Consider the following 19,232-nt stretch of genomic DNA (forward strand, 5'->3'; position numbering starts at 1 on the left):
AATAAGATTTCTTATTGCAACCTCCCTAGTCACTTCGGAAATAAAGAGGGTACCCTTTACTTACAGCTTGTGTTACATCGGAAATTGTTAACAATGCTAAAACAACCATCTCGCATTATACTATACTTTCACTAAATTCTCTTGGAAGGAAGGAACGAAAAAACCTTGTAAGATGTAATATCCTACAAGGTTTTTAAGTTGTTATTCTTTTTTTGAGAGTTGCAATGCTTGTTTGAAGTCTTTTAAAGACACACCGCGACCATACATTAGCACACCACCACGATACACTTTCGCACCAATTAATGCTAAAAGAATGATCGTAGCAATCATAATACCAATGCTTATGGCAATTTCCCATGTTGGTACTTCTAATAATCCAACTCTTAGAAACATCACCAATGGGGTGAAGAACGGAATATAAGAAGTTACCGTTACGAAATTTGCTTCTGGTGTACTAAGACCAATCATAGCGATCATAAATGCCGCAACAACCAATAAAATAACTGGCATCATTAATTGGTTTACATCTTCCATTCTACTAACCAATGAACCTAGCATCGCTGATAATGTTGCATATAGTAGATATCCTAGTAAGAAAAAGACAACGGCATAAACATAAGTAGATGCTGGAATATCAGTAAATCCAAATGCCTCAAAAAATCCACCTACAAGTTCCTCTTGTTTACTTTGAATCACAAAATAACCGGCAAGTAAAAAGATCCCTATTTGTGTTAGGCCAAGCAATGCAATACCTGAAATTTTCGCAAACATCTGACCGATTGGTGAAGAACTTGAAATTAAGATTTCCATTACTCTTGATGATTTTTCATTCGCAATATCCATTGCAATCATATTTCCATAAGTGATTACTGCAAAATACAACAGAAATAAGATGACGTAAACCAAACCACGAGCACCACTAATTTCTTCTTCTGTTCTTGAAGTCGTACCGTCAGCCTGAGCTATCGCAACCGTTTCAAAAGGAACAGGTTGATAGATTGATTCTAATACTTCTTGATCAATTCCAGCTTGATTTGTCGCTATTGCTACCTTAATCTGCTGTAATTGACTTTCTAACTGGTATTGCACCGATTGATTGGACAATTGATCTGTATGGTAAGAAGCGACGGGCAACTGTTCTGCATCTACTTCTAATTCCAAAACGCCAATATACTCACCGTCAAGAACAGCTTGTTCCGCATCTTCTAAAGTACCATCATAACGAGCTAGTTCAAAATTATAATCTCCTTGGTCAATCTGTTCATCTAAGATCGCGAACAACTCATCACTCTGATCAATTACCGCTACTCTATCAAGCTGAGAATCTTGGTCGAACAGATCGATAATCGTTTGGAAATTAGCCATCAGTAAAATAAACAAAAGAAAAAGTGCTGTCGTAATCATAAATGATTTCGATTTTAATCGTGTTAAATAGGAATGAGATAAAACAATCCAAAACTTACGCATATGACTCACCTACTTTTTCAATAAAAATATCGTTTAACGAAGGTTCTTCTAAAGCAAATTTTCGTACAAAACCTTTGTCGTTTAGTTCAGTTAACACTGTTTGGGATACCGCTTCGCTTTCAATTTGTAATTTACAACCTTCTGGGAATAGTTTTTGAGCCACAACACCTGGATGATCTTTTAAAAATGTTAAATCAAAATCTGCATGAATAAATAAATTTTTCTTCCCAAAAGAACGTTTAATGTCTTTTAATGAGCCATGAACGATTGGTTTCCCATGTTGCATAATGCAAAGATACTCACATAACTCTTCAACTGTATCCATTTGATGAGAAGAAAACACAATCGTTGTTCCAGCATCTTTTAGCTCAATTACAGCATTTTTCAGCAACTCCACATTAACTGGATCTAAACCAGAAAACGGTTCATCTAAGATAAGTAACTTTGGCTTATGTATAACTGCTGAAATAAATTGGATCTTCTGTTGATTCCCTTTTGACAATTCCTCCACTTTTTTATCTAGGTAATCTGTAATTTTAAATCGCTCTAACCAAATATTTAGTTCGGTTAAAATATCGTTCTTATCCATACCTCGTAAACGACCAAGATAAATTATTTGATCCTTCACTTTTAATTTTGGATAAAGTCCTCTTTCTTCTGGTAAATACCCAATTTGATCCGTGCGCTCATAATCTATTGGTGAACCTCCCCAAGAAATAGTACCTGCAGTTGGATCAATTAAACCAAGTACCATACGAAATGTCGTTGTCTTTCCTGCTCCATTCGCTCCAAGAAAACCAAAAATTTGCTTTTCTGGTATCTCAATAGAGATGTTATCTACAGCTGTGAACTTCCCAAAACGTTTCGTAACTCCATTCATGATTAAAGTCATTCTTTTGCTCCTCTCCACTTGCATAATTAAATCTATTATTTATAGACGAAAAATAAAGTTACAATTTTTACTAACGATTCTGCATTTATGAATATTTAATACATCACAAACACTTGGTAAAATTGACAACTTAATTTGTCATTCCCATTATATTCTTGACAACAATATTTGTCAACTTTTTTTGAATTTCAACGGTCCTACTATTTGAACAGTATTTCTGAAAATGGAAAAATACATTCCTATTATGAGGTCTTGTGATTACTAGTGATCACTTTACTGTGTGTTGATTTATCCCGGAGCAACGGACGCTAGCACCCTGAATGGTTCAATACCTAAAAACCCCCACTGATTGAAGTTTCACTTTATCGCCACACTCCCCACGCTTTCTATCAAATCATTCTAAATTTCAGTATAAAAAAACCCAGAGCGTTATTGTCTGGGGTTTTCATTAATTATTATTGTCATTGTGTTATAAAAAATAAATGCGATAATATTAAAAACGAATTATTCACTTAAGAAATTTGCTAATGTATCGATTGCTTCTTGATCATCATCACCGTCACCAATTAAGGTAATGGTTTGACCGCTTGTAACAGCTAGGCTCAATAATCCCATAATACTTTTTGCGTTCACACGACGATTTCCTTTTTCTAGAAAAATTTCGGAAGAGAAGCTATTTGCTTTTTGAACAAACTCTGATGCAGGTCCTGCTTGTAAACCAGGTTCTACAGCTACTACTAAAGTTTTTTCCACCATCATTATTAACCCCTTTCAATTTGGAAATCAACATAACAATAGATCATATGTTACTTTGCACCCAATTATACCATAAAATATGACGATATTCTGTATGAGTTTCTAAAAGCAACAAAAAGTGGTGAATTCTTTAACATGCTCAAAATAATTAAATTGTTTGTTGTCTTAATTGTTCAGCAAATTGATCAATTTTTTTCAAGCGATGATTTATACCAGATTTGCTAATTTTACTTCCACTTACTAATTCACCTAGTTCCTTCAATGAAACATCTTGATGTTGTACACGAAGTTTAGCGATTTCTTGTAATTTGTCGGGTAAAGCTTCTAAACCAACCATTTTCTCAATATACTTTATGTTTTCCACTTGTCGAAATGCTGCACCAATGGTCTTATTTAAGTTTGCTGTTTCACAGTTCACTAATCGATTAACTGAATTTCGCATATCACGCATAATACGAACATCTTCGAATTTTAGTAAAGCTTGATGTGCACCTGTGTAATTAAGAAATTCCGTAATTTTTTCTGCTTCTTTAATGTAAGAAATATAGCCATTTCTTCGCTCTAAGATGCGCGAATGCAAGTCAAATGTGTTCATTAACGCACAAAGTGCATCATTATGTTCTTGATAGGCATTAGCAATTTCTAAATGATACGATGATGTTTCTGGATTATTTACCGATCCCCCTGCCAAAAATGCTCCCCTAAGATAGGCGCGCTTGCAACATTTTTTCTTCATATACTTTTCCGATATGGTACGGACTAGTGAAAATGGTTCACGTAAAATATCAAGATCTGCAAGCATTTCTTTTGCTCCATCAGCGATTCGGACGATATAAACGTTATTTTTCTTTAATTTCATTTTTTTTCGAACAAGTAATTTAATTGGATATGGATAGAGCGATTTAATTAACGTGTACATACGTCTTGCGATCGCTGCATTTTCCGTCTGCACATCCAACACATAAGCTTGTTTTGCCAAAGAAATTGCCCCATTCATTCGAATTAATGCAGCAAGTTCTGCTTCTTGACAACATGGGGCATTTTCAATCTGTGTCATTTCTTTTTTTATTTCTGAAGCAAAGGACATATTATCACCTTCCTACTTTACGGATAACAAATGACATTAAATAAGCGAGCATAATAAATTAGCTACTTTATTAGTATCATGTCTCAATAAAGTTTGTTTATCATCAATGATATCTGCTTCAATGATTTCGATATCTAGATGTATTAACCGATGGATATCATATTCAACCGGCTCTGCATTCTCCTCCGCATATTTTTTTCGCACATCACCAGTAATTGGTTTATTATGAACCACAATCGCATCCATGGCTCCTTTACCAATATGGTCAATAATTGCTTGTGCATGATCAGTAGCGGTGTAACCCGTTGTTTCCCCTGATTGTGTCATGACATTACAAACATATACAACTTTACCTTGCGTTTGTCGCAATGAATCCGCAACTTTAGGGACTACTAAATTGGGCATCGTACTTGTATATAAACTACCCGGAGCAATAACAACTAAATCAGCTTCTAACACGGCTCGCACAGCTTCAGGTAACGGCTTTACGGTTTCAGGTTGAACGTACACTCGCTTAATCACTTTATTTGCTTTTGGAATTTTTGATTCTCCAATAACAATCTCTCCATCTTCCATTTCTGCGTATAAAAACAAATTTTGATTTGCAATTGGATAGATGTTTCCTTTCACATTAAAAACACGAGAGATTTCCTTTATTCCATTGTAAAAATCACCAGTCACTGAATTCATCGCGGCCAAGATTAAATTGCCCATGGAATGTCCAGTCAATCCATTACCAGTTGTAAATCGATGTTGAAAAAGTTTCTCCATCATAGGCTCTACTTCAGATAGTGCAGCGATCACATTACGAATATCTCCTGGTGCGGGCATGGCCATTTCTGTTCGCAGGCGACCAGAGCTTCCACCATCGTCTGCCACCGTGACAATAGCAGTCAAATCGATGTCGAGCCTTTTTAAGCCACGTAGTAAAACCGGCATCCCGGTACCGCCACCAAGCACAACTACCTTTTTCTTTCTTGATTTGCCCTGCATAAATTAGTGACCCTTTCTTTTGTCAATATCTCGATGAATAACATTTGTATTATATTGTCGAGCATAATACTTTGTTATATGTTCTGCTAATGCAACGGAACGATGTTGGCCCCCCGTACAACCAATCGCTATAACAAGTTGTGACTTACCCTCTTTTTTATATTGTGGCAACATAAAGGATAACAAATCAATCAGTTTATCCATGAATTTTTGTGTATCTGACCATTTGAATACATAGTCTGCTACATCTTTTGTTAATCCAGTAAGTGGTTGTAAGTGTTCTACATAATGCGGATTAGGTAGAAAACGAACATCAAAGACTAAATCTGCATCAATCGGTATTCCATATTTAAAGCCGAAAGAAAGGGCATGTACCGAAAAGATTTTTTGTTCTTCTTCTCCATATTTACGAACGATCTTTTCTCGTAATTCTTTCGGTTTCAAATTCGTCGTATCAATAAAGTGTTGAGCTCTTCCGCGTAATTCTCCTAACATATGACGTTCTTGTTTAATTCCTTCAAGCGGTAATCCAGCCGGTGCTAACGGGTGATTACGTCTTGTTTCTTTATAACGAGACACCAACATTTGATCTTGAGCATCAAGAAATAAAATATGCTCCTCTAACCAATCTGCTTCACCTAACTGGTCTAATACTTCAAATAAGGAATCAAAAAATTCCCTAGCTCTCAAATCCATTACTAAAGCAACTTTTTGAATGTTATTTGTAACATCCTTCATTAACTCAAGAAACTTGGGTAGCAATGTAGGTGGTAAATTATCCACACAATAGTATCCTAAGTCTTCGAAACTTTGTACTGCAACTGTTTTCCCCGCACCTGACATACCCGTAATAATCACTAATTTTGTTTCCTGCTCCTTTGTCAAACGAACCTACCCCTTTCAAAACAATTGATGAAATCAATTAAGTCTGTAGTCTATTAGTTGATCATTTTCATCTAATTCAAATGAAGCATAAAGTGATTGCTTCCGTTGCAAGACATAGTCATGAATATGTCTGTCACTTGGAGCAACTGGCAAGGTTGAAATAGCTGAAAGTTCAACCCATTCCAATTCTCCTTCTCGACAAAAATCGGTGAGATTACCTTTACTTTTCTCACAAAGAAAAGTAAACATCATCCATTCGTTTTTCTCTCCAGACTCCTTATGCTGTACCATCGTAGAGACACTATATAAAGCAGGGTCTACGATATGCAGATTTGTTTCTTCACGAAATTCACGTATCACTGCCTCTTGAATGGATTCTCCTGGCTCCATCTTCCCTCCAGGCATTGCATACCAACCATGTTTCGGTTTTTTTAGTAGCAATACTTTATCTTTATCTCTTAATAAACAATTGGTTACTCGTTGCAAAAAATCCACTCTCTTCATATATATTCTTACCCTTATTATACTATAACAGCGCTCACCAATCTAATAAAGTGTAACTTCACTCTCTCTCCTATAAGATAAGAAAAAACGAGAAAGTTCACCCGGTCCTTGTAAAAGTCAATCAGAAGCTATCTTTTATAAGACAATGATACGTACAAACTCCCCTTGTCCTATCACGCTAAAGCGTGATGCTTTCCTATACGAAATACGAAAAAAAAGGCACAGACATAAACGTCTGTGCAACTAATCGTACTATATGATAAAAAAGGGGGGTTAATTAATTAATTTTATTATACCCCATTAGTATTGCATTCATGTTACAGGGCTATTAAGATAAGGTAAAAATCCACAATAGCAGTAAAAAATTCTATTCCACTTCAGCTAAGAGGTCTTCCAGCTCTTCAATGTAACTTTGCGCATTTTGTCCTGCGATACTTCCATCACCAGTAGCAGTTACAATTTGACGAAGTTCTTTTTCACGAATATCACCGGCAGCAAAAATACCAGGTATGGACGTTTCCATTCGTTCATTTGTAGGGATATAGCCTTCTTCATTTGTTATTCCTAAGGAACGGAAAGGATCGCTTAACGGAACCAATCCAATATAAATAAACGTACCATCTGCTTGATGTTCATATTCTTCCCCAGTTTTTTTATTAACTAAAGTTAGTGAACCAACTTTCCCATCTTTTTCATTAATAGATTTTACTACCGTATCCCAAATAAAATCGACTTTGTCATTTTTAAAAGCTCGATCTTGAAGAATTTTTTGCGCGCGTAATTGATCACGACGATGAACGATCGTTACTTTACTCGCATAACGAGTCAGATATACACCCTCCTCAACAGCAGAGTCTCCACCACCAACAACGATCAATTCTTTATCCTTGAAAAATGCCCCATCACAAACCGCACAGTAAGAAACCCCTCGACCAGATAATTCCTCTTCACCAGGGACTGCTAACTTCTTGTATTTAGCTCCCGTTGCAATGATAATGGTTCGGGCTTTGTATTCTTTATTTCCTGCTACGATGGTTTTATATTTTTTCCCGTCCCGTACTTCTGAAATATCACCATATGCGTATGTTGCACCAAATTTTTTCGCATGTTCAAACATTTTATTTGATAAGTCAGGACCTAGGATACTTTCATATCCCGGATAATTTTCAACGTCTTCGGTATTTGCCATCTGTCCACCAGGAATACCACGTTCAATCATTAATGTGTCCATATTTGCCCGTGATGTGTATACAGCAGCAGTCATTCCAGCAGGTCCCGCACCAATAATAATTACATCATAAATATGCTCTTCTGACATTGTTTTAACATCCCTTCTCTACTAAATCGTAATGATTATTATACCCATTATCGTATGATTTGTTTTTTACGTCTACTAATTTGCTCACACTGCTAATTGTTGAAAAAACTATTCCCATGGTTTTTTTTCAGATCGTAAAAAAGCATGTTGACGACAACCTTCTTGCCAAATTTGAAGTGCTTTATCTTTCTGTTCGTAATGATATACTGTCAAGCTATAATATCGATAATAATTCATGTGACCTTTCACTTTCGATTTTGGAATACGTAAAAACCGGTTCCATGCCTCCGAATAGTTTTGCGTATAAGCAAAAGTAAAGGCTATCCGTAAACATTGTTGCGCATGAATAGGATAGACATTCTTTAATCCATCTATTACTACAGCTGATTGCTCAAACTTACCTTGATTGTAATAGAAGATAGCTAAGTTAGAGCGTGCCGAAATGGAATTTGGATGTTCTGCTAACCAATTCTCTTCTCGTTCCAATGCTTCTGATTCTCTTCCAGAAAAGAATAGTGCATAACTATACTCGTGCTTTGCTAATAAGTGTTCAGGAAATATCATGATCATTTCTTCTAATAAAGGCAGCGCTTTTTCCCATTCATAGCGCTCTAAATGATAAAATACGGTTTCCTGAAAAATTAATAATTCATCTTCTTCTAACCAATCATCATCTTCTTCAAATTCCTCTTCCATTCCAGCTTCTAAAATCATTAACAACTGCTCGGTTTCTGTTTTGAATTCGCCATCAGGATCTTTTTGTAAATACAAGGATGCATTTTTTTGTGCATCTTGCATAAGACCGAGATGAGCGTAATTATTAGCAATTAAATAATAGCAATCAAAATAATGATCACCATGCTCTTTAATAACCTCCGTTAATATTTGATTCGCTGCATGATATGCACCAATCTCTGTATATATTATCGACATTTGACACGAATATAATGCCTCTTTAGGATTAGCTTCTGTTGCTTTTTTCAACCACTTTAATGCAATATCAAATTTTCTTTTGTAGAAAGCATCTACGCCTTTTGAAAAATAAAAATCGCCGTCAGCAATAAATGGGATGACATTATTATTCTTATTATTTTTTTTCATCTTTGCAACCATATGTCTCCCCTAATTTCTTATTTGTATTTTCGATTATTAACGTGTGAAGTATATCATATTTCGGGAAACCTTCCTATAGAAAAAAATACTTATTTTTTCATATCCATAAGTAGAGTAGATGCATAGGTGGAAAATGTTACAAAATTTTTTCTAAGAACAAAAGCGCTAAGTTTCGGTAAAAATGAAACCACCGTAGCTAACCAATGGAGATAAAGAATTACGATAAGCTTGCTAATCAATGATGACTTAATGTAGATTGCTTTTTTAATTTTTCTATTTTTTAACGCTCTAAGGCGAACATAGCTATATCTGTTTCGAAATGTAGACCACAAATATAAAAATTTTATATTTTCCTTAAAAAATAAATAGACAAATAGAATCATCTATTTGTCTATTCAAACATTCTGCATTCTCGCTCATAATATGCCGATTCTTCCATATCCCAATGTAACTTTTCACTCAGAAAACTTAAGACCCCAGCGAGGTTTCGCTTGACCAAATCTCGATTAAATAATATCGCACCAGTACGCCTTAGAAAGAAGTCTAGTGGCTTATAAATACTTTCATACTCTAATGCATAGCATAACTCTGCATAGATGGGCAAGTCGATTTGATAATCCTTTGCTTCTATCTGTCCAGTACGGACATATTCCCATATCTTATTGACATTCGAACCATATCGATCAATATACTGTTGAATTGTCCGATCATCTAAAGGAAGATCACTGGCATATACTATTTGTTGTTGTTTAAATTGTTCAAAACCGCTTATTCCTCCTACATCACCACCGGATAGAGGAATTGATTTTGTTTCCGACTTAGAATATAAGATATTTCTTTCTTGCTTAAATTGCTTAGCGATATAGTCAACTATTCGTTCTGCTACTTTTCGATATCCTGTTAGTTTACCACCAGTAATGGAAACCAATCCTGATTCTTCATGAAAGATATGCTCTTTTCGAGTGAATTCACTAGGTGATTTCTCTGCTTCTGTGATAAACGAACGAATACCTGCCCAACTAGACTCAATCTTTGACTCGGTTAAATCTAAGTTAGGAAAAACAGAGGAAATCGCTGCTAATAGATACTTCTTATCTGTTAAGGTAACCTTGGGATTAGCTAAGTCCCCTTGGTAAGGTGTATCTGTTGTTCCTACATATACTTTATTATCTCTTGTTAAGACGAAAATCATTCGATTATCTTCAGGATTTGTGAAGTAGACTGATTGTTGGATAGGAAAATCATCTCGATGAAAAACAAGATGAATTCCTTTCGTATAAGAGAGAAGTGCTTGCTTTTCATCTTCTGAATGAAGGGTGTTTATCCATGAACCTGTTGCATTAACGATTTTATTCGCATAAATAGGGTAACAATCTCCAGTAATTTGATCCTCTACTTCAGCCCCGTTCACAACTCCAGTATCGTCATATAATAAGAAAATAACTTTAAGATAATTTAATGCTTTGGTGCCTAACTGACATGCCCTCTTTAACACTTCAATCGTTAGGCGGGCATCATCTGTTTGAAATTCTTGATAATAACCAGCGCCTCGTAGTTTTTTCACCTGTAATAGTGGCTCTAGGTCCATAATTGCTTTTTTATTCAACATTTGATGACGTTGCTTTTTCTTCACACCGGTTAACGAATCATATAAAGAAAGCTTTACTTTCGTAGATATCCCTTGGCGAGGTCCGTTCTTATAATATGGTTGTAAAATCATTATAGGCTTCGTAATGTGTGGACTAATATGATGAATGATTTCTCTTTCCTTCCCCACTTCAGCAACATGTTTAAATTCTTTTTGCTCTAGATAACGAAATCCACCATGAACAAGCTTGGTTGAACGACTCGATGCACCTGCCGAAAAATCCTGCATCTCAACAAGTGCTGTCTTCATTCCGCGAGAACTAGCGTCTAAGGCGATTCCAGCTCCAACGATGCCACCACCGATAACCAGTAAGTCAAAAGTTTGTTTTGCTAACGTTTGTGATATTTGATTTCGGTTTCTGTTTGAAAAAGTCATTACGTATCCTCCTCTCCAATCCATTAATATAGAGAGATATTATTTTTTCCGTTTACTCATTTCTTCTGCTGTATAGATCGTGCGCATTGGATTTCCCCCCACAAAGGTCCCTGCTTCTACATCTTTATGTACAACAGTTCCAGCAGAAATCACTGCACGATCTCCAATCGTAACGCCTGGTAGAATCGTGCTATTCGCACCAATCATTACTTCATTCCCGATGGTCACATCACCGAGACGATATTCGTCAATTAAGTACTCATGCGTTAAAATGGTTGTATGATAACCTATGATACTGTTTTTTCCTACAGAAATCCGTTCAGGAAACATCAAGTCCACCATAACCATTAAAGCAAAAGCGGTTTGTTCTCCTACCTTCATTCGCAAACAGACACGATACAACCAATTTTTCATTGGTAGAAATGGTGTGTATCGAGCTAATTGGATAATGACAAAGTTTTTCATCACTTTCCAAAAAGAGACGGTTTTATATAACTGCCATAATGAATTGGGTCCATTTACTTGGTAACGTTCGGTATTACGCATATGCTACACCTCAAGAATGGTTAATAGGTCGCTCATTTCTTCCAACATATAATCAGGTTGATAGCCTGCTAGGACTTCTTTTCCTTTAATCGACCAGGCAACAGCAGCCGTCTTCGTTCCAGCATTTTGCCCTGCCTCAATGTCATGATAATTATCTCCTACCATTAATGCGGTTTGCGGTGTTTCACCCAATGCTGTTAATGCTTTAATAACCGGCTCCGGATGGGGCTTTGCATTGGTTACATCATCCAACCCGATAACTACTTCAAAATATGGTTTTAACCCCGTGATTTCGAGTCCTAATAAAGCAGTGTCTCTCATCTTTGTGGTTACAATTCCTAAGCGAAACCCTTTTTCATGAAGTTTTTTCACTGTTTCTAGTACAGTAGGATATGCTTTTACGTATCGGTTGTGATTTTCAATATTATGTGCACGATACGTTTCAATCATTGCGTCAACGTTATCAGGATCGACCGTGACAAGGCTATCATATAGTGGCGGCCCAATGAAATGAAGAATATCCTCTTCTGAATATATTTTATTGCTATGCTTTTTTAATGTATGCGTAAACGAAGCGATAATTAATGCATTCGTATCAATACATGTTCCATCTAAATCAAATAATATCGTGCGTATGTTCATTTTTCACGATGTCCTTTCTTTCTTTTAATTCCGCATGCTTCCATAGTCTTGCTATCAATGCGGTTAACAAAATAGCTGTTGTTAATCGAATAATTAATAGTGGCCAGACAGGAATGCCTAATGGAATAAAGATGAGCGTGTCTTCAATCACTGCATGACAGGCTACCAAAAAGATTAATGCAAGATACATATCTTTCTTGGAAACACCATCTTCCCTAACTGCCTGAACCATTACACCAGCACCATAAGCTAAGCCAATCGACAACCCTGCCACCAACGTCATTGAAGCATTCGGCTTCATCCCTAATATTTTTGTGAATGGGGCTAACTGAGTGGATATCTTTTTCAACCAACCGAGCTCTCGCAAAAATTGTAGAAGTACCATTAACGGAACGACAATCATCGCTAGTTGTAGAACGCTACTTCCGGCTGTTAAAAATCCATCATAACCAATCGCAACCCAACTTTCTGGTGTAGATGAATCGACACCAACAAATCCATATTGTGCGATTTCTTGCCCTCCAGACCAAAATAGGTGAATGGTCAATGCAGATAGAATGGCTAAGGCAATTCTTATCCCAACTACGATTGGCCAGCGTATCCCAACCTTCACAGCAACAGAAGATTCCACAAATAAATTGTGGGAAAAGGATAGCATTAACGCCATAATAAATACTTCCTTAACCGTAAACTCAAATGATACAATTGCAGCAATACCTGCAAACAAATTCAAACTATTTCCTAGCACGATAGGAACAGCAGCTTCACCCGGGAGACCAATCCAGCTCATCAACGGTGTAAACAGTTGAATCAGTAGTGGTAGGATCGGTGTATGTTGCAAAATTGTCACAAGGACAGTAATCGGAAAGATTATTTTACTTAATGTCCAAGTAACTTGAATTCCATTGGTTAAACCTCTTATCAATGTAGCCTTCAAACGTTATCCCCCATTATTTTTCTTTTCTGTCTATATTTTTCGTCTTGCTATATTATAAAGATCCGATGACTTCCCTTTATTCTTTGGAAATTATTGAACTACCTGCTGAACAGAGTATCAGCAGGTATCCAAATTCCCTAATGCAATCTTACAACACAGTAGAGGAAGGAAAATGCAAACCTACTGATTGTATCTTCATCTTATTTTATTTTCTTCCCATTATAACGCCTTGTCTCGAGATTGCTTTTTCGACGATATATTATCAGTGCAATACTTCCAATAACAAGAATTAGCGAAATTACTTGAGCGGTTCTTAGTAAACCAAACACATACAAACTATCTGTCCGTAATCCTTCAATAAAGAAACGACCAACAGAATACCAAATCACATAATTCAAGAAAACTTCGCCACGAATTGGGTTACGCTTACGTAACCAGATCAAACCAGCCAATACAAGTAGATTCCAAAGTGATTCATAAAGAAAAGTGGGATGATAAAGAACCCCGTCTATTACCATCTGATTTTCAATGAAATCTGGAAGAAACCGTAAGAAGTTTTCGTAAACTGTATCTGATACAGGTCCACCATGTGCTTCTTGATTCATAAAATTACCCCAACGTCCAATGGCTTGACCAATAATAATACTTGGGGCAGCAACATCAGCTAGTTTCCAAAACTCTATGCCTCTTTTTTCACAAAAGACAATCGCCGTAATTACAGAACCGATTAAAGCACCATGGATGGCAATGCCACCTTCCCATATTGCAAAAGGTTTCCACCAAGGTTGTCCCACTACTTGAGTCTGCCATTCAAAGATCACATAATACAATCTTGCGGAGATAATTGCTATAGGTAAAGCATACATCAACAAATCAGCAAAAACCTCTTGGGACATGCCTAAACGAACCGACTCTTTCGTAGCCATCCATAACGCTATTAAAATACCCGTAACAATAATTACAGCATACCAATAAATAGTTATTGGGCCTATTTCAATAAAAATGGGATTTAATGCACCATGTGTTTCATGTACAATCAAAATAAATAACTCCTCTCTTTAATCCATATCAATATCGAGGGGAATATTATCCTTCTCCCGATCGATCATCGTTGTTAAACGGGCAGAGAACTCTTCTGCAGCATTTACACCCATTCGTTTCAATCGAAAATTCATTGCAGCAACTTCAATAATTACAGCTAAGTTTCGACCTGGTCGAACTGGAATAATAGCTTTAGGTACTTTCACATCAATAATTTTAATTGTTTCTTCATCGATCCCTAGTCGGTCATATTGTTTTTTCTCATCCCATAGTTCTAAATTAATAACATAATCAATCTTTTTATGTGACCTAACAGCACTTGCACCAAATAAAGTCATGACGTTAATAATCCCTAACCCGCGAATTTCTAATAAATGTTCAATTAATTGTGGAGACGAGCCGATTAAGCGATCATAATCTTCTTGTCTAATTTCCACACTATCATCAGCTACCAAACGGTGTCCCCGCTTTATAAGCTCTAAAGCTGTCTCACTTTTACCAACACCACTTTGACCGGTTATTAACACACCAACACCATGAATATCAACAAGTACACCATGCATCGCAGTGAAAGGTGCAAACTTCGCTTCTAAAAAATTGGTTAGACGACTTACTACTCGCGTTGTTTTGTATGGAGAACGCATCAAAGGTACGTTTTTTTCATTGCAAGCTTCTACTAATTCCTTCGGTACATCCATTCCTCTAGATACAACGATACAAGGCGTGACATCCGTACACATTCTATGACAACGATCAATCCGCTCTTCATTCGTTAGTTCCTTAAAGTATGAAAGCTCTGTTTTTCCAAGTACCTGTAATCGTGCTTTCGGATAATAGCGGAAATAACCAGTTAATTCAATACCAGGACGAGAAATATCACTCATGATAAACTCTCGATCTAAACCTTCTTCTCCAGCAATAAGTTCTAAGTTAAATTGCTTTAATAAGTCTTTCGTCTGAACCTTTCCCATTGTATTCCCTCCATCTATTACTAACGTTGTAATCTTTAGTGATGCATGCTCAAAAAAGTTGCAAATACAAAGCCATATAGGTTTTATTGAAAAAGTTAAACTTTTAGGTATCCCCCCCACTGATTGTTAGCTCTACAGGAGGGCCAATCCTTCGGGGTACTAGCATCCCTTACTCTCACGTGAACAACTTAATATTATCGTTGTTTTGAAAAGGGAGTCTTACGGACGGTTACTCCGGGATATTATATAAAGCCATACCCTTCAAACGCAACAGAAAGAAGAGCTGATTAGGAAATATGATGCTTAAGATTTGATCTGTTTTTGAACATCCTCTAATAATATCTATTGTAGCATTTTTTAAACATGCTAGCACCAAATTGGAGCATTGTGACGAAATTATTTCCTTGTATTACTTTGATAAAGAAACTTCAACCCAACCTCTTACACCATTAATGAGCCATATTTTTTCTGCAGTTTCAAGCTCAGAAAGTGAAATAGACTGCTCAATAATTTCCCCTTTGTCTAATAAATATTGTCGATATGTGCCAGGTAACAGTCCGGAAAACACTGGTGGTGTTACCTTCTTTCCATTTTTCTCAACAACAATATTTCCAATCGTAAATTCCGTAACTTCTTCTCGTTCATTCCAGAGCAATGTAGAGAAATAGACAGGGTCAACCTTCTCGTGTTTTTGATAAATCGAACGATCTGTTGTTTTATGATACAAAGAAATAACTGAGGAATCAATTGGGTTCTCCGCCAATACACAGGAGATGGGTGTTTCTGGATTAACTAATCTTTCTGCTGCCACTTCTATCCTGCCTACACGATCAAGTAATAACCTTACTTTGTAGCTCCCATTCGAATACTTGTCAGCAATCTTTTCCAATGACTTTTTAACTTCTTCACGATTAAAAGAATAATCATAATAAGAAGCTGATGTCTGCAATCTTTTTAGATGATAGTCCAACAATGGAAATGTTTTATCAGTTAACAATAGCGATTCTAATAAGGAAAAAGGCTTTTGTTTGCTGGTCAATAATTTTGCCTTTGTTGCCATCTCTTGATATTCATTATTGGCGGTGGAATCCCATGTTATTCCACCACCAACTCCGTAGGTAGCTTCTTGATTGTTTCGGTCAATAACTACCGTACGAATTGGCACATTAAAGATAGCTTGCTTTTCTGGTGTTACAAAGCCAATTGCACCACAATACACTTCTCTTGGTGTTTCCTCTAGCTGATCAATATACTCCATCGTTTTCATTTTGGGTGCACCAGTAATCGATCCGCAAGGAAACAACGCCTTCATCCAATCGGTTAATCCAAGCCCGTCTTGTAATGTTGCTCTTACAGTGGAAGTCATTTGATGAACTGTAGGATACTTTTCAATCGTTAGCAGCTCAGGCACATGTACGGAACCACTTTTCGCTATTTTCCCAATATCATTACGCAATAAATCGACAATCATCAAATTTTCTGCACGTTCTTTTTCTGATGTTTTTAAATAACCTTGATGTTGTAGGTCTTCTGTTTGCGTCCGCCCTCGTTTTACCGTACCTTTCATTGGCTTTGTCGTGATGATATTATCTTTCACTTGAAAAAATAATTCTGGTGATGCAGACAATATGCTATAACGATCCATACGTAAATACGCACTATAAGAAGCTTGTTGATTGTTTGCAAGCTGACGATAAAAAGCAAAATCATCACCAGTAAATGTTGCTCGCAATCGTGTCGTATAATTTACTTGATATGTATCTCCTCGTTCAATTCCTTTTTTTATCGATTGAATGGCTGTTTGATATTCCGAATAACTGGTTCGTGGTTCCCAATCCGAAACAGTGTAATCACCATCTGATCTCGGTAGTTCTGATTGGTTTGGTTCGTTAAAAACAGCAAACCAAGCGTATGGCATCTTTGAATGTTGGTTAACACGATAGCGTGGTTCAAAAGCTGGGGCCGCTTCATAGGATAAATAACCAGCAACATATTTCCCTCGATCGACGGCAGCTTGGGCTTTATTTAATACATCAATGACTTGATTTATCTTCGTTGCCACATAAATTTCAATGGGATCCGTAAATAATAATGATTGCTTTGTTCCCGCTGCATCATCAAACGCAAAGTATAGCGTGTTATTTTTCATGGTTGCTCACCTCTTATAAACTTATCTAACAAGTAAAAAGCATGGAGCAATTCCCCCATGCTACTTACTTAATAAAATGGTATCTTTGATCAGTCGATTTAGCACTAAGTTAATGATCGCTAAAACGATGGCTGCTAATACAGCTATCCCAAATCCTTCAATTACGAAAGAATCGCCAATTATCGCTTGCGTAAGCATTAATGTAATCGCATTAATCACAAACAAAAAAATCCCTAACGATAAAATGGTGATTGGTAAAGTCAAGACAACAAGGATTGGTTTAACAATGGTATTTAATATTGCTAAAATTAAGCTCGCTAATAATGCCGTAGCAAAACTCTCTATATAGAATGATTCAAATAGTTCCGCAACAGCAATCAGTGCAATAGCAGTAAGAATCAGTGATAGAATTCCTCTTGTCATCCTGAATACACATCACTTTTTGGGATGATGATAGCTGCAAGAATGTACAGGAGAAATAGCGGAAATCCAGCAGTGAAAACCCATAGCACAACGTAGGCTAATCGCACTAAGGTTGGATCTACATGAAAGTATTCAGCAACTCCACCTAGAACACCTGTCAACATGACATTACTATTGGACCGATATAAACGTTTTGACATGAAATCATCCTCCTTATCTTTTACCTAGTTAAGATACGTAGCACCTATTTATATCTATTCCTCAATGAACAATCAGCAAACTATTTTTGCTAAAATCCCAAGTATAGAATTGTTCCTTTACTAACCGTTCTTTTACAATTTGGGCTAGATCGGCATCACCTTGGTTTAACCCGTTAAGAATACCAAACGCCTGAGATTGATGGGCTTTAATCGCTGCGAGTTTTTCATCAAAATGTACACTCACATCAAATTGTATATCAGCATCTCCCAAAACCTTCTCTTTCTCCTTAGCAATTGCTAGTGCCCAAACGGTTGGGCGAGTATCTTGATCCATTTGTTGAACAGCTTCTATGGCAGCTGCTCCAAATGCATCATGGTCTGGATGTACAGCAAAACCAGGGTAATGGGTAATAACTAAACTCGGCTCTAACTCTTTTAGACGGGACAATAAATGAGTAGATATTGTTTTTCTTGCTTCAAATTCTAATGTTTTATCACGATAACCAAGCATTTCTACTTCAATATCCAATGCTTCACAAGCTCCAAGCAATTCCTTTTTTCGAATTTGAGGTAAGGACTCACGCGTAGCAAAAGTTGGGTTTCCCATATTTCTACCCATTTCTCCTAATGTGCCGCACAGATAGGTTACAGGTACACCTTGTTTGCGGAAATGCGCAATTGTTCCGGCTGCTCCAAACGCTTCATCATCAGGATGCGGAAAAATAACAACAACATGCTTTTCCATTCATACAACTCCTTTGTCTTGGTATTGGATACTAGTTTGAGGATGCTTTAATCGGTTGTTCAAAAAGTCACTCAATGAGAAGCGAGATTTTTTTGAACACGTATTTTAAGACGGGAATGGGGTCTCACTAATCTCTAAAGTTACTAACAAACGCCCCTCTGCATCATGTCCAGCAAGCAATAAACGCCCTTTTTGATCCAACTCGTATTCCCTTACTCCCTCTGCATAAATCCATCCATCTGCTGTTTTTAACCCAACACGGTAACTAGCTTCATTTCCACTAATTTTCGCTTGATGAAAAGTTACTTTTGCGTTTCGAATAAAGACACCTACATTATATGCCTCACGATTGTGATGTGTGGCATATGCCCCATTTGTCGTTTCTAAATGCAAATAAACGACTTTATCAATGAATTGATCTAATAATCGTTGTACAGTATTGTGTTCGATTTTTTTCATGTGGTCACCTCTACTTTACTGTTTCTATCTGTCTATACTTTAGCCAATATCCATTCATTCGTCAAAGCATCTGAACCACAC

Annotated in this window: 20 protein-coding genes; all 20 read right to left on the reverse strand. The window is 36.7% G+C overall.

What is annotated here, in order from left to right:
- Positions 1 to 201 precede the first annotated feature (201 nt).
- The 20 genes from OWO01_RS08840 to OWO01_RS08935 all read right to left on the reverse strand — a co-directional run bounded on the left by OWO01_RS08840 (position 202) and on the right by OWO01_RS08935 (position 19,151).
- Positions 202 to 1,467, reverse strand: coding sequence for an ABC transporter permease (locus tag OWO01_RS08840; RefSeq protein WP_268780089.1), 1,266 nt, complete (start codon positions 1,465 to 1,467; stop codon positions 202 to 204).
- Positions 1,460 to 2,359, reverse strand: a complete 900-nt coding sequence (locus OWO01_RS08845; protein WP_268780090.1) for an ABC transporter ATP-binding protein — start codon at positions 2,357 to 2,359, stop codon at positions 1,460 to 1,462. Before OWO01_RS08845 ends, OWO01_RS08840 begins: the two co-directional genes overlap by 8 nt.
- 504 nt (positions 2,360 to 2,863) lie before the next feature.
- The gene (locus tag OWO01_RS08850) at positions 2,864 to 3,115 is read right to left on the reverse strand and encodes an HPr family phosphocarrier protein (RefSeq protein ID WP_268780091.1); all 252 of its coding nucleotides are present in this window, start codon (positions 3,113 to 3,115) and stop codon (positions 2,864 to 2,866) included.
- 148 nt (positions 3,116 to 3,263) lie between these two features.
- Entirely contained in the window at positions 3,264 to 4,202 is a 939-nt protein-coding gene (whiA, locus tag OWO01_RS08855) for a DNA-binding protein WhiA (protein WP_268780092.1), read from the reverse strand.
- Between the two features lie 36 nt (positions 4,203 to 4,238).
- Positions 4,239 to 5,195: a gluconeogenesis factor YvcK family protein gene (locus OWO01_RS08860; RefSeq protein ID WP_268780093.1), complete on the reverse strand. Its 957-nt coding sequence runs from the start codon at positions 5,193 to 5,195 to the stop codon at positions 4,239 to 4,241.
- A 3-nt stretch (positions 5,196 to 5,198) separates the two neighbouring features.
- A complete protein-coding gene (gene rapZ, locus OWO01_RS08865) occupies positions 5,199 to 6,080 on the reverse strand; it encodes an RNase adapter RapZ (protein ID WP_268780094.1) in 882 nt (293 codons plus the stop codon).
- A 33-nt stretch (positions 6,081 to 6,113) separates the two neighbouring features.
- Positions 6,114 to 6,584 carry an NUDIX hydrolase gene (locus tag OWO01_RS08870; protein WP_268780095.1) on the reverse strand — a complete coding sequence of 157 codons (471 nt, stop codon included), beginning with the start codon at positions 6,582 to 6,584 and terminating at the stop codon, positions 6,114 to 6,116.
- 367 nt (positions 6,585 to 6,951) lie between these two features.
- On the reverse strand, positions 6,952 to 7,902 hold the full coding sequence (trxB, locus tag OWO01_RS08875; RefSeq protein WP_268780096.1) for a thioredoxin-disulfide reductase: 951 nt from the start codon (positions 7,900 to 7,902) through the stop codon (positions 6,952 to 6,954).
- 108 nt (positions 7,903 to 8,010) lie between these two features.
- Positions 8,011 to 9,015, reverse strand: a complete 1,005-nt coding sequence (locus tag OWO01_RS08880) for a tetratricopeptide repeat protein (protein ID WP_268780097.1) — start codon at positions 9,013 to 9,015, stop codon at positions 8,011 to 8,013.
- Between the two features lie 391 nt (positions 9,016 to 9,406).
- Positions 9,407 to 11,038 carry a glycerol-3-phosphate dehydrogenase/oxidase gene (locus OWO01_RS08885; protein ID WP_268780098.1) on the reverse strand — a complete coding sequence of 544 codons (1,632 nt, stop codon included), beginning with the start codon at positions 11,036 to 11,038 and terminating at the stop codon, positions 9,407 to 9,409.
- 39 nt (positions 11,039 to 11,077) lie between these two features.
- Positions 11,078 to 11,584, reverse strand: a complete 507-nt coding sequence (locus OWO01_RS08890; RefSeq protein ID WP_268780099.1) for an acyltransferase — start codon at positions 11,582 to 11,584, stop codon at positions 11,078 to 11,080.
- A 3-nt stretch (positions 11,585 to 11,587) separates the two neighbouring features.
- The gene (gene ppaX, locus OWO01_RS08895; RefSeq protein ID WP_268780100.1) at positions 11,588 to 12,226 is read right to left on the reverse strand and encodes a pyrophosphatase PpaX; all 639 of its coding nucleotides are present in this window, start codon (positions 12,224 to 12,226) and stop codon (positions 11,588 to 11,590) included.
- Complete coding sequence (locus tag OWO01_RS08900) at positions 12,201 to 13,163, reverse strand: nucleoside recognition domain-containing protein (RefSeq protein ID WP_268780101.1); 963 nt, start codon at positions 13,161 to 13,163, stop codon at positions 12,201 to 12,203. Before OWO01_RS08900 ends, ppaX begins: the two co-directional genes overlap by 26 nt.
- Positions 13,164 to 13,363: 200 nt before the next feature.
- A complete protein-coding gene (gene lgt, locus OWO01_RS08905; RefSeq protein WP_268780102.1) occupies positions 13,364 to 14,203 on the reverse strand; it encodes a prolipoprotein diacylglyceryl transferase in 840 nt (279 codons plus the stop codon).
- Between the two features lie 18 nt (positions 14,204 to 14,221).
- Positions 14,222 to 15,175 carry an HPr(Ser) kinase/phosphatase gene (gene hprK / locus OWO01_RS08910; protein WP_268780103.1) on the reverse strand — a complete coding sequence of 318 codons (954 nt, stop codon included), beginning with the start codon at positions 15,173 to 15,175 and terminating at the stop codon, positions 14,222 to 14,224.
- 409 nt (positions 15,176 to 15,584) lie between these two features.
- A complete protein-coding gene (gene pabB / locus OWO01_RS08915) occupies positions 15,585 to 17,324 on the reverse strand; it encodes an aminodeoxychorismate synthase component I (RefSeq protein WP_268780104.1) in 1,740 nt (579 codons plus the stop codon).
- Between the two features lie 60 nt (positions 17,325 to 17,384).
- Positions 17,385 to 17,747 carry a phage holin family protein gene (locus tag OWO01_RS08920; protein ID WP_268780105.1) on the reverse strand — a complete coding sequence of 121 codons (363 nt, stop codon included), beginning with the start codon at positions 17,745 to 17,747 and terminating at the stop codon, positions 17,385 to 17,387.
- Positions 17,744 to 17,947 carry a PspC domain-containing protein gene (locus OWO01_RS08925; protein WP_268780106.1) on the reverse strand — a complete coding sequence of 68 codons (204 nt, stop codon included), beginning with the start codon at positions 17,945 to 17,947 and terminating at the stop codon, positions 17,744 to 17,746. The genes OWO01_RS08920 and OWO01_RS08925 overlap by 4 nt, the downstream gene beginning before the upstream one ends.
- Before the next feature lie 61 nt (positions 17,948 to 18,008).
- On the reverse strand, positions 18,009 to 18,692 hold the full coding sequence (gene bshB2, locus OWO01_RS08930; protein WP_268780107.1) for a bacillithiol biosynthesis deacetylase BshB2: 684 nt from the start codon (positions 18,690 to 18,692) through the stop codon (positions 18,009 to 18,011).
- 105 nt (positions 18,693 to 18,797) lie between these two features.
- Positions 18,798 to 19,151 (reverse strand): YojF family protein, encoded by a 354-nt coding sequence (locus tag OWO01_RS08935; protein WP_268780108.1) that lies wholly within the window; start codon positions 19,149 to 19,151, stop codon positions 18,798 to 18,800.
- Positions 19,152 to 19,232 lie beyond the last annotated feature (81 nt).

The organism is Natronobacillus azotifigens, assembly GCF_026805325.1.
GTDB lineage: Bacteria > Bacillota > Bacilli > Bacillales > Amphibacillaceae > Natronobacillus > Natronobacillus azotifigens.

Bases quoted from the DNA above. Each gene is read 5' to 3' on its own strand.
- trxB (WP_268780096.1), bottom strand. From the start codon at position 7,902: ATGTCAGAAGAGCATATTTATGATGTAATTATTATTGGTGCGGGACCT.
- OWO01_RS08920 (WP_268780105.1), bottom strand. From the start codon at position 17,747: ATGACAAGAGGAATTCTATCACTGATTCTTACTGCTATTGCACTGATT.
- whiA (WP_268780092.1), bottom strand. From the start codon at position 4,202: ATGTCCTTTGCTTCAGAAATAAAAAAAGAAATGACACAGATTGAAAAT.
- OWO01_RS08890 (WP_268780099.1), bottom strand. From the start codon at position 11,584: ATGCGTAATACCGAACGTTACCAAGTAAATGGACCCAATTCATTATGG.
- hprK (WP_268780103.1), bottom strand. From the start codon at position 15,175: ATGGGAAAGGTTCAGACGAAAGACTTATTAAAGCAATTTAACTTAGAA.
- OWO01_RS08860 (WP_268780093.1), bottom strand. From the start codon at position 5,195: ATGCAGGGCAAATCAAGAAAGAAAAAGGTAGTTGTGCTTGGTGGCGGT.
- OWO01_RS08880 (WP_268780097.1), bottom strand. From the start codon at position 9,015: ATGGTTGCAAAGATGAAAAAAAATAATAAGAATAATAATGTCATCCCA.
- OWO01_RS08925 (WP_268780106.1), bottom strand. From the start codon at position 17,947: ATGTCAAAACGTTTATATCGGTCCAATAGTAATGTCATGTTGACAGGT.
- pabB (WP_268780104.1), bottom strand. From the start codon at position 17,324: ATGAAAAATAACACGCTATACTTTGCGTTTGATGATGCAGCGGGAACA.
- OWO01_RS08935 (WP_268780108.1), bottom strand. From the start codon at position 19,151: ATGAAAAAAATCGAACACAATACTGTACAACGATTATTAGATCAATTC.
- OWO01_RS08870 (WP_268780095.1), bottom strand. From the start codon at position 6,584: ATGAAGAGAGTGGATTTTTTGCAACGAGTAACCAATTGTTTATTAAGA.
- OWO01_RS08885 (WP_268780098.1), bottom strand. From the start codon at position 11,038: ATGACTTTTTCAAACAGAAACCGAAATCAAATATCACAAACGTTAGCA.
- ppaX (WP_268780100.1), bottom strand. From the start codon at position 12,226: ATGAACATACGCACGATATTATTTGATTTAGATGGAACATGTATTGAT.
- bshB2 (WP_268780107.1), bottom strand. From the start codon at position 18,692: ATGGAAAAGCATGTTGTTGTTATTTTTCCGCATCCTGATGATGAAGCG.
- OWO01_RS08840 (WP_268780089.1), bottom strand. From the start codon at position 1,467: ATGCGTAAGTTTTGGATTGTTTTATCTCATTCCTATTTAACACGATTA.
- OWO01_RS08845 (WP_268780090.1), bottom strand. From the start codon at position 2,359: ATGACTTTAATCATGAATGGAGTTACGAAACGTTTTGGGAAGTTCACA.
- OWO01_RS08850 (WP_268780091.1), bottom strand. From the start codon at position 3,115: ATGGTGGAAAAAACTTTAGTAGTAGCTGTAGAACCTGGTTTACAAGCA.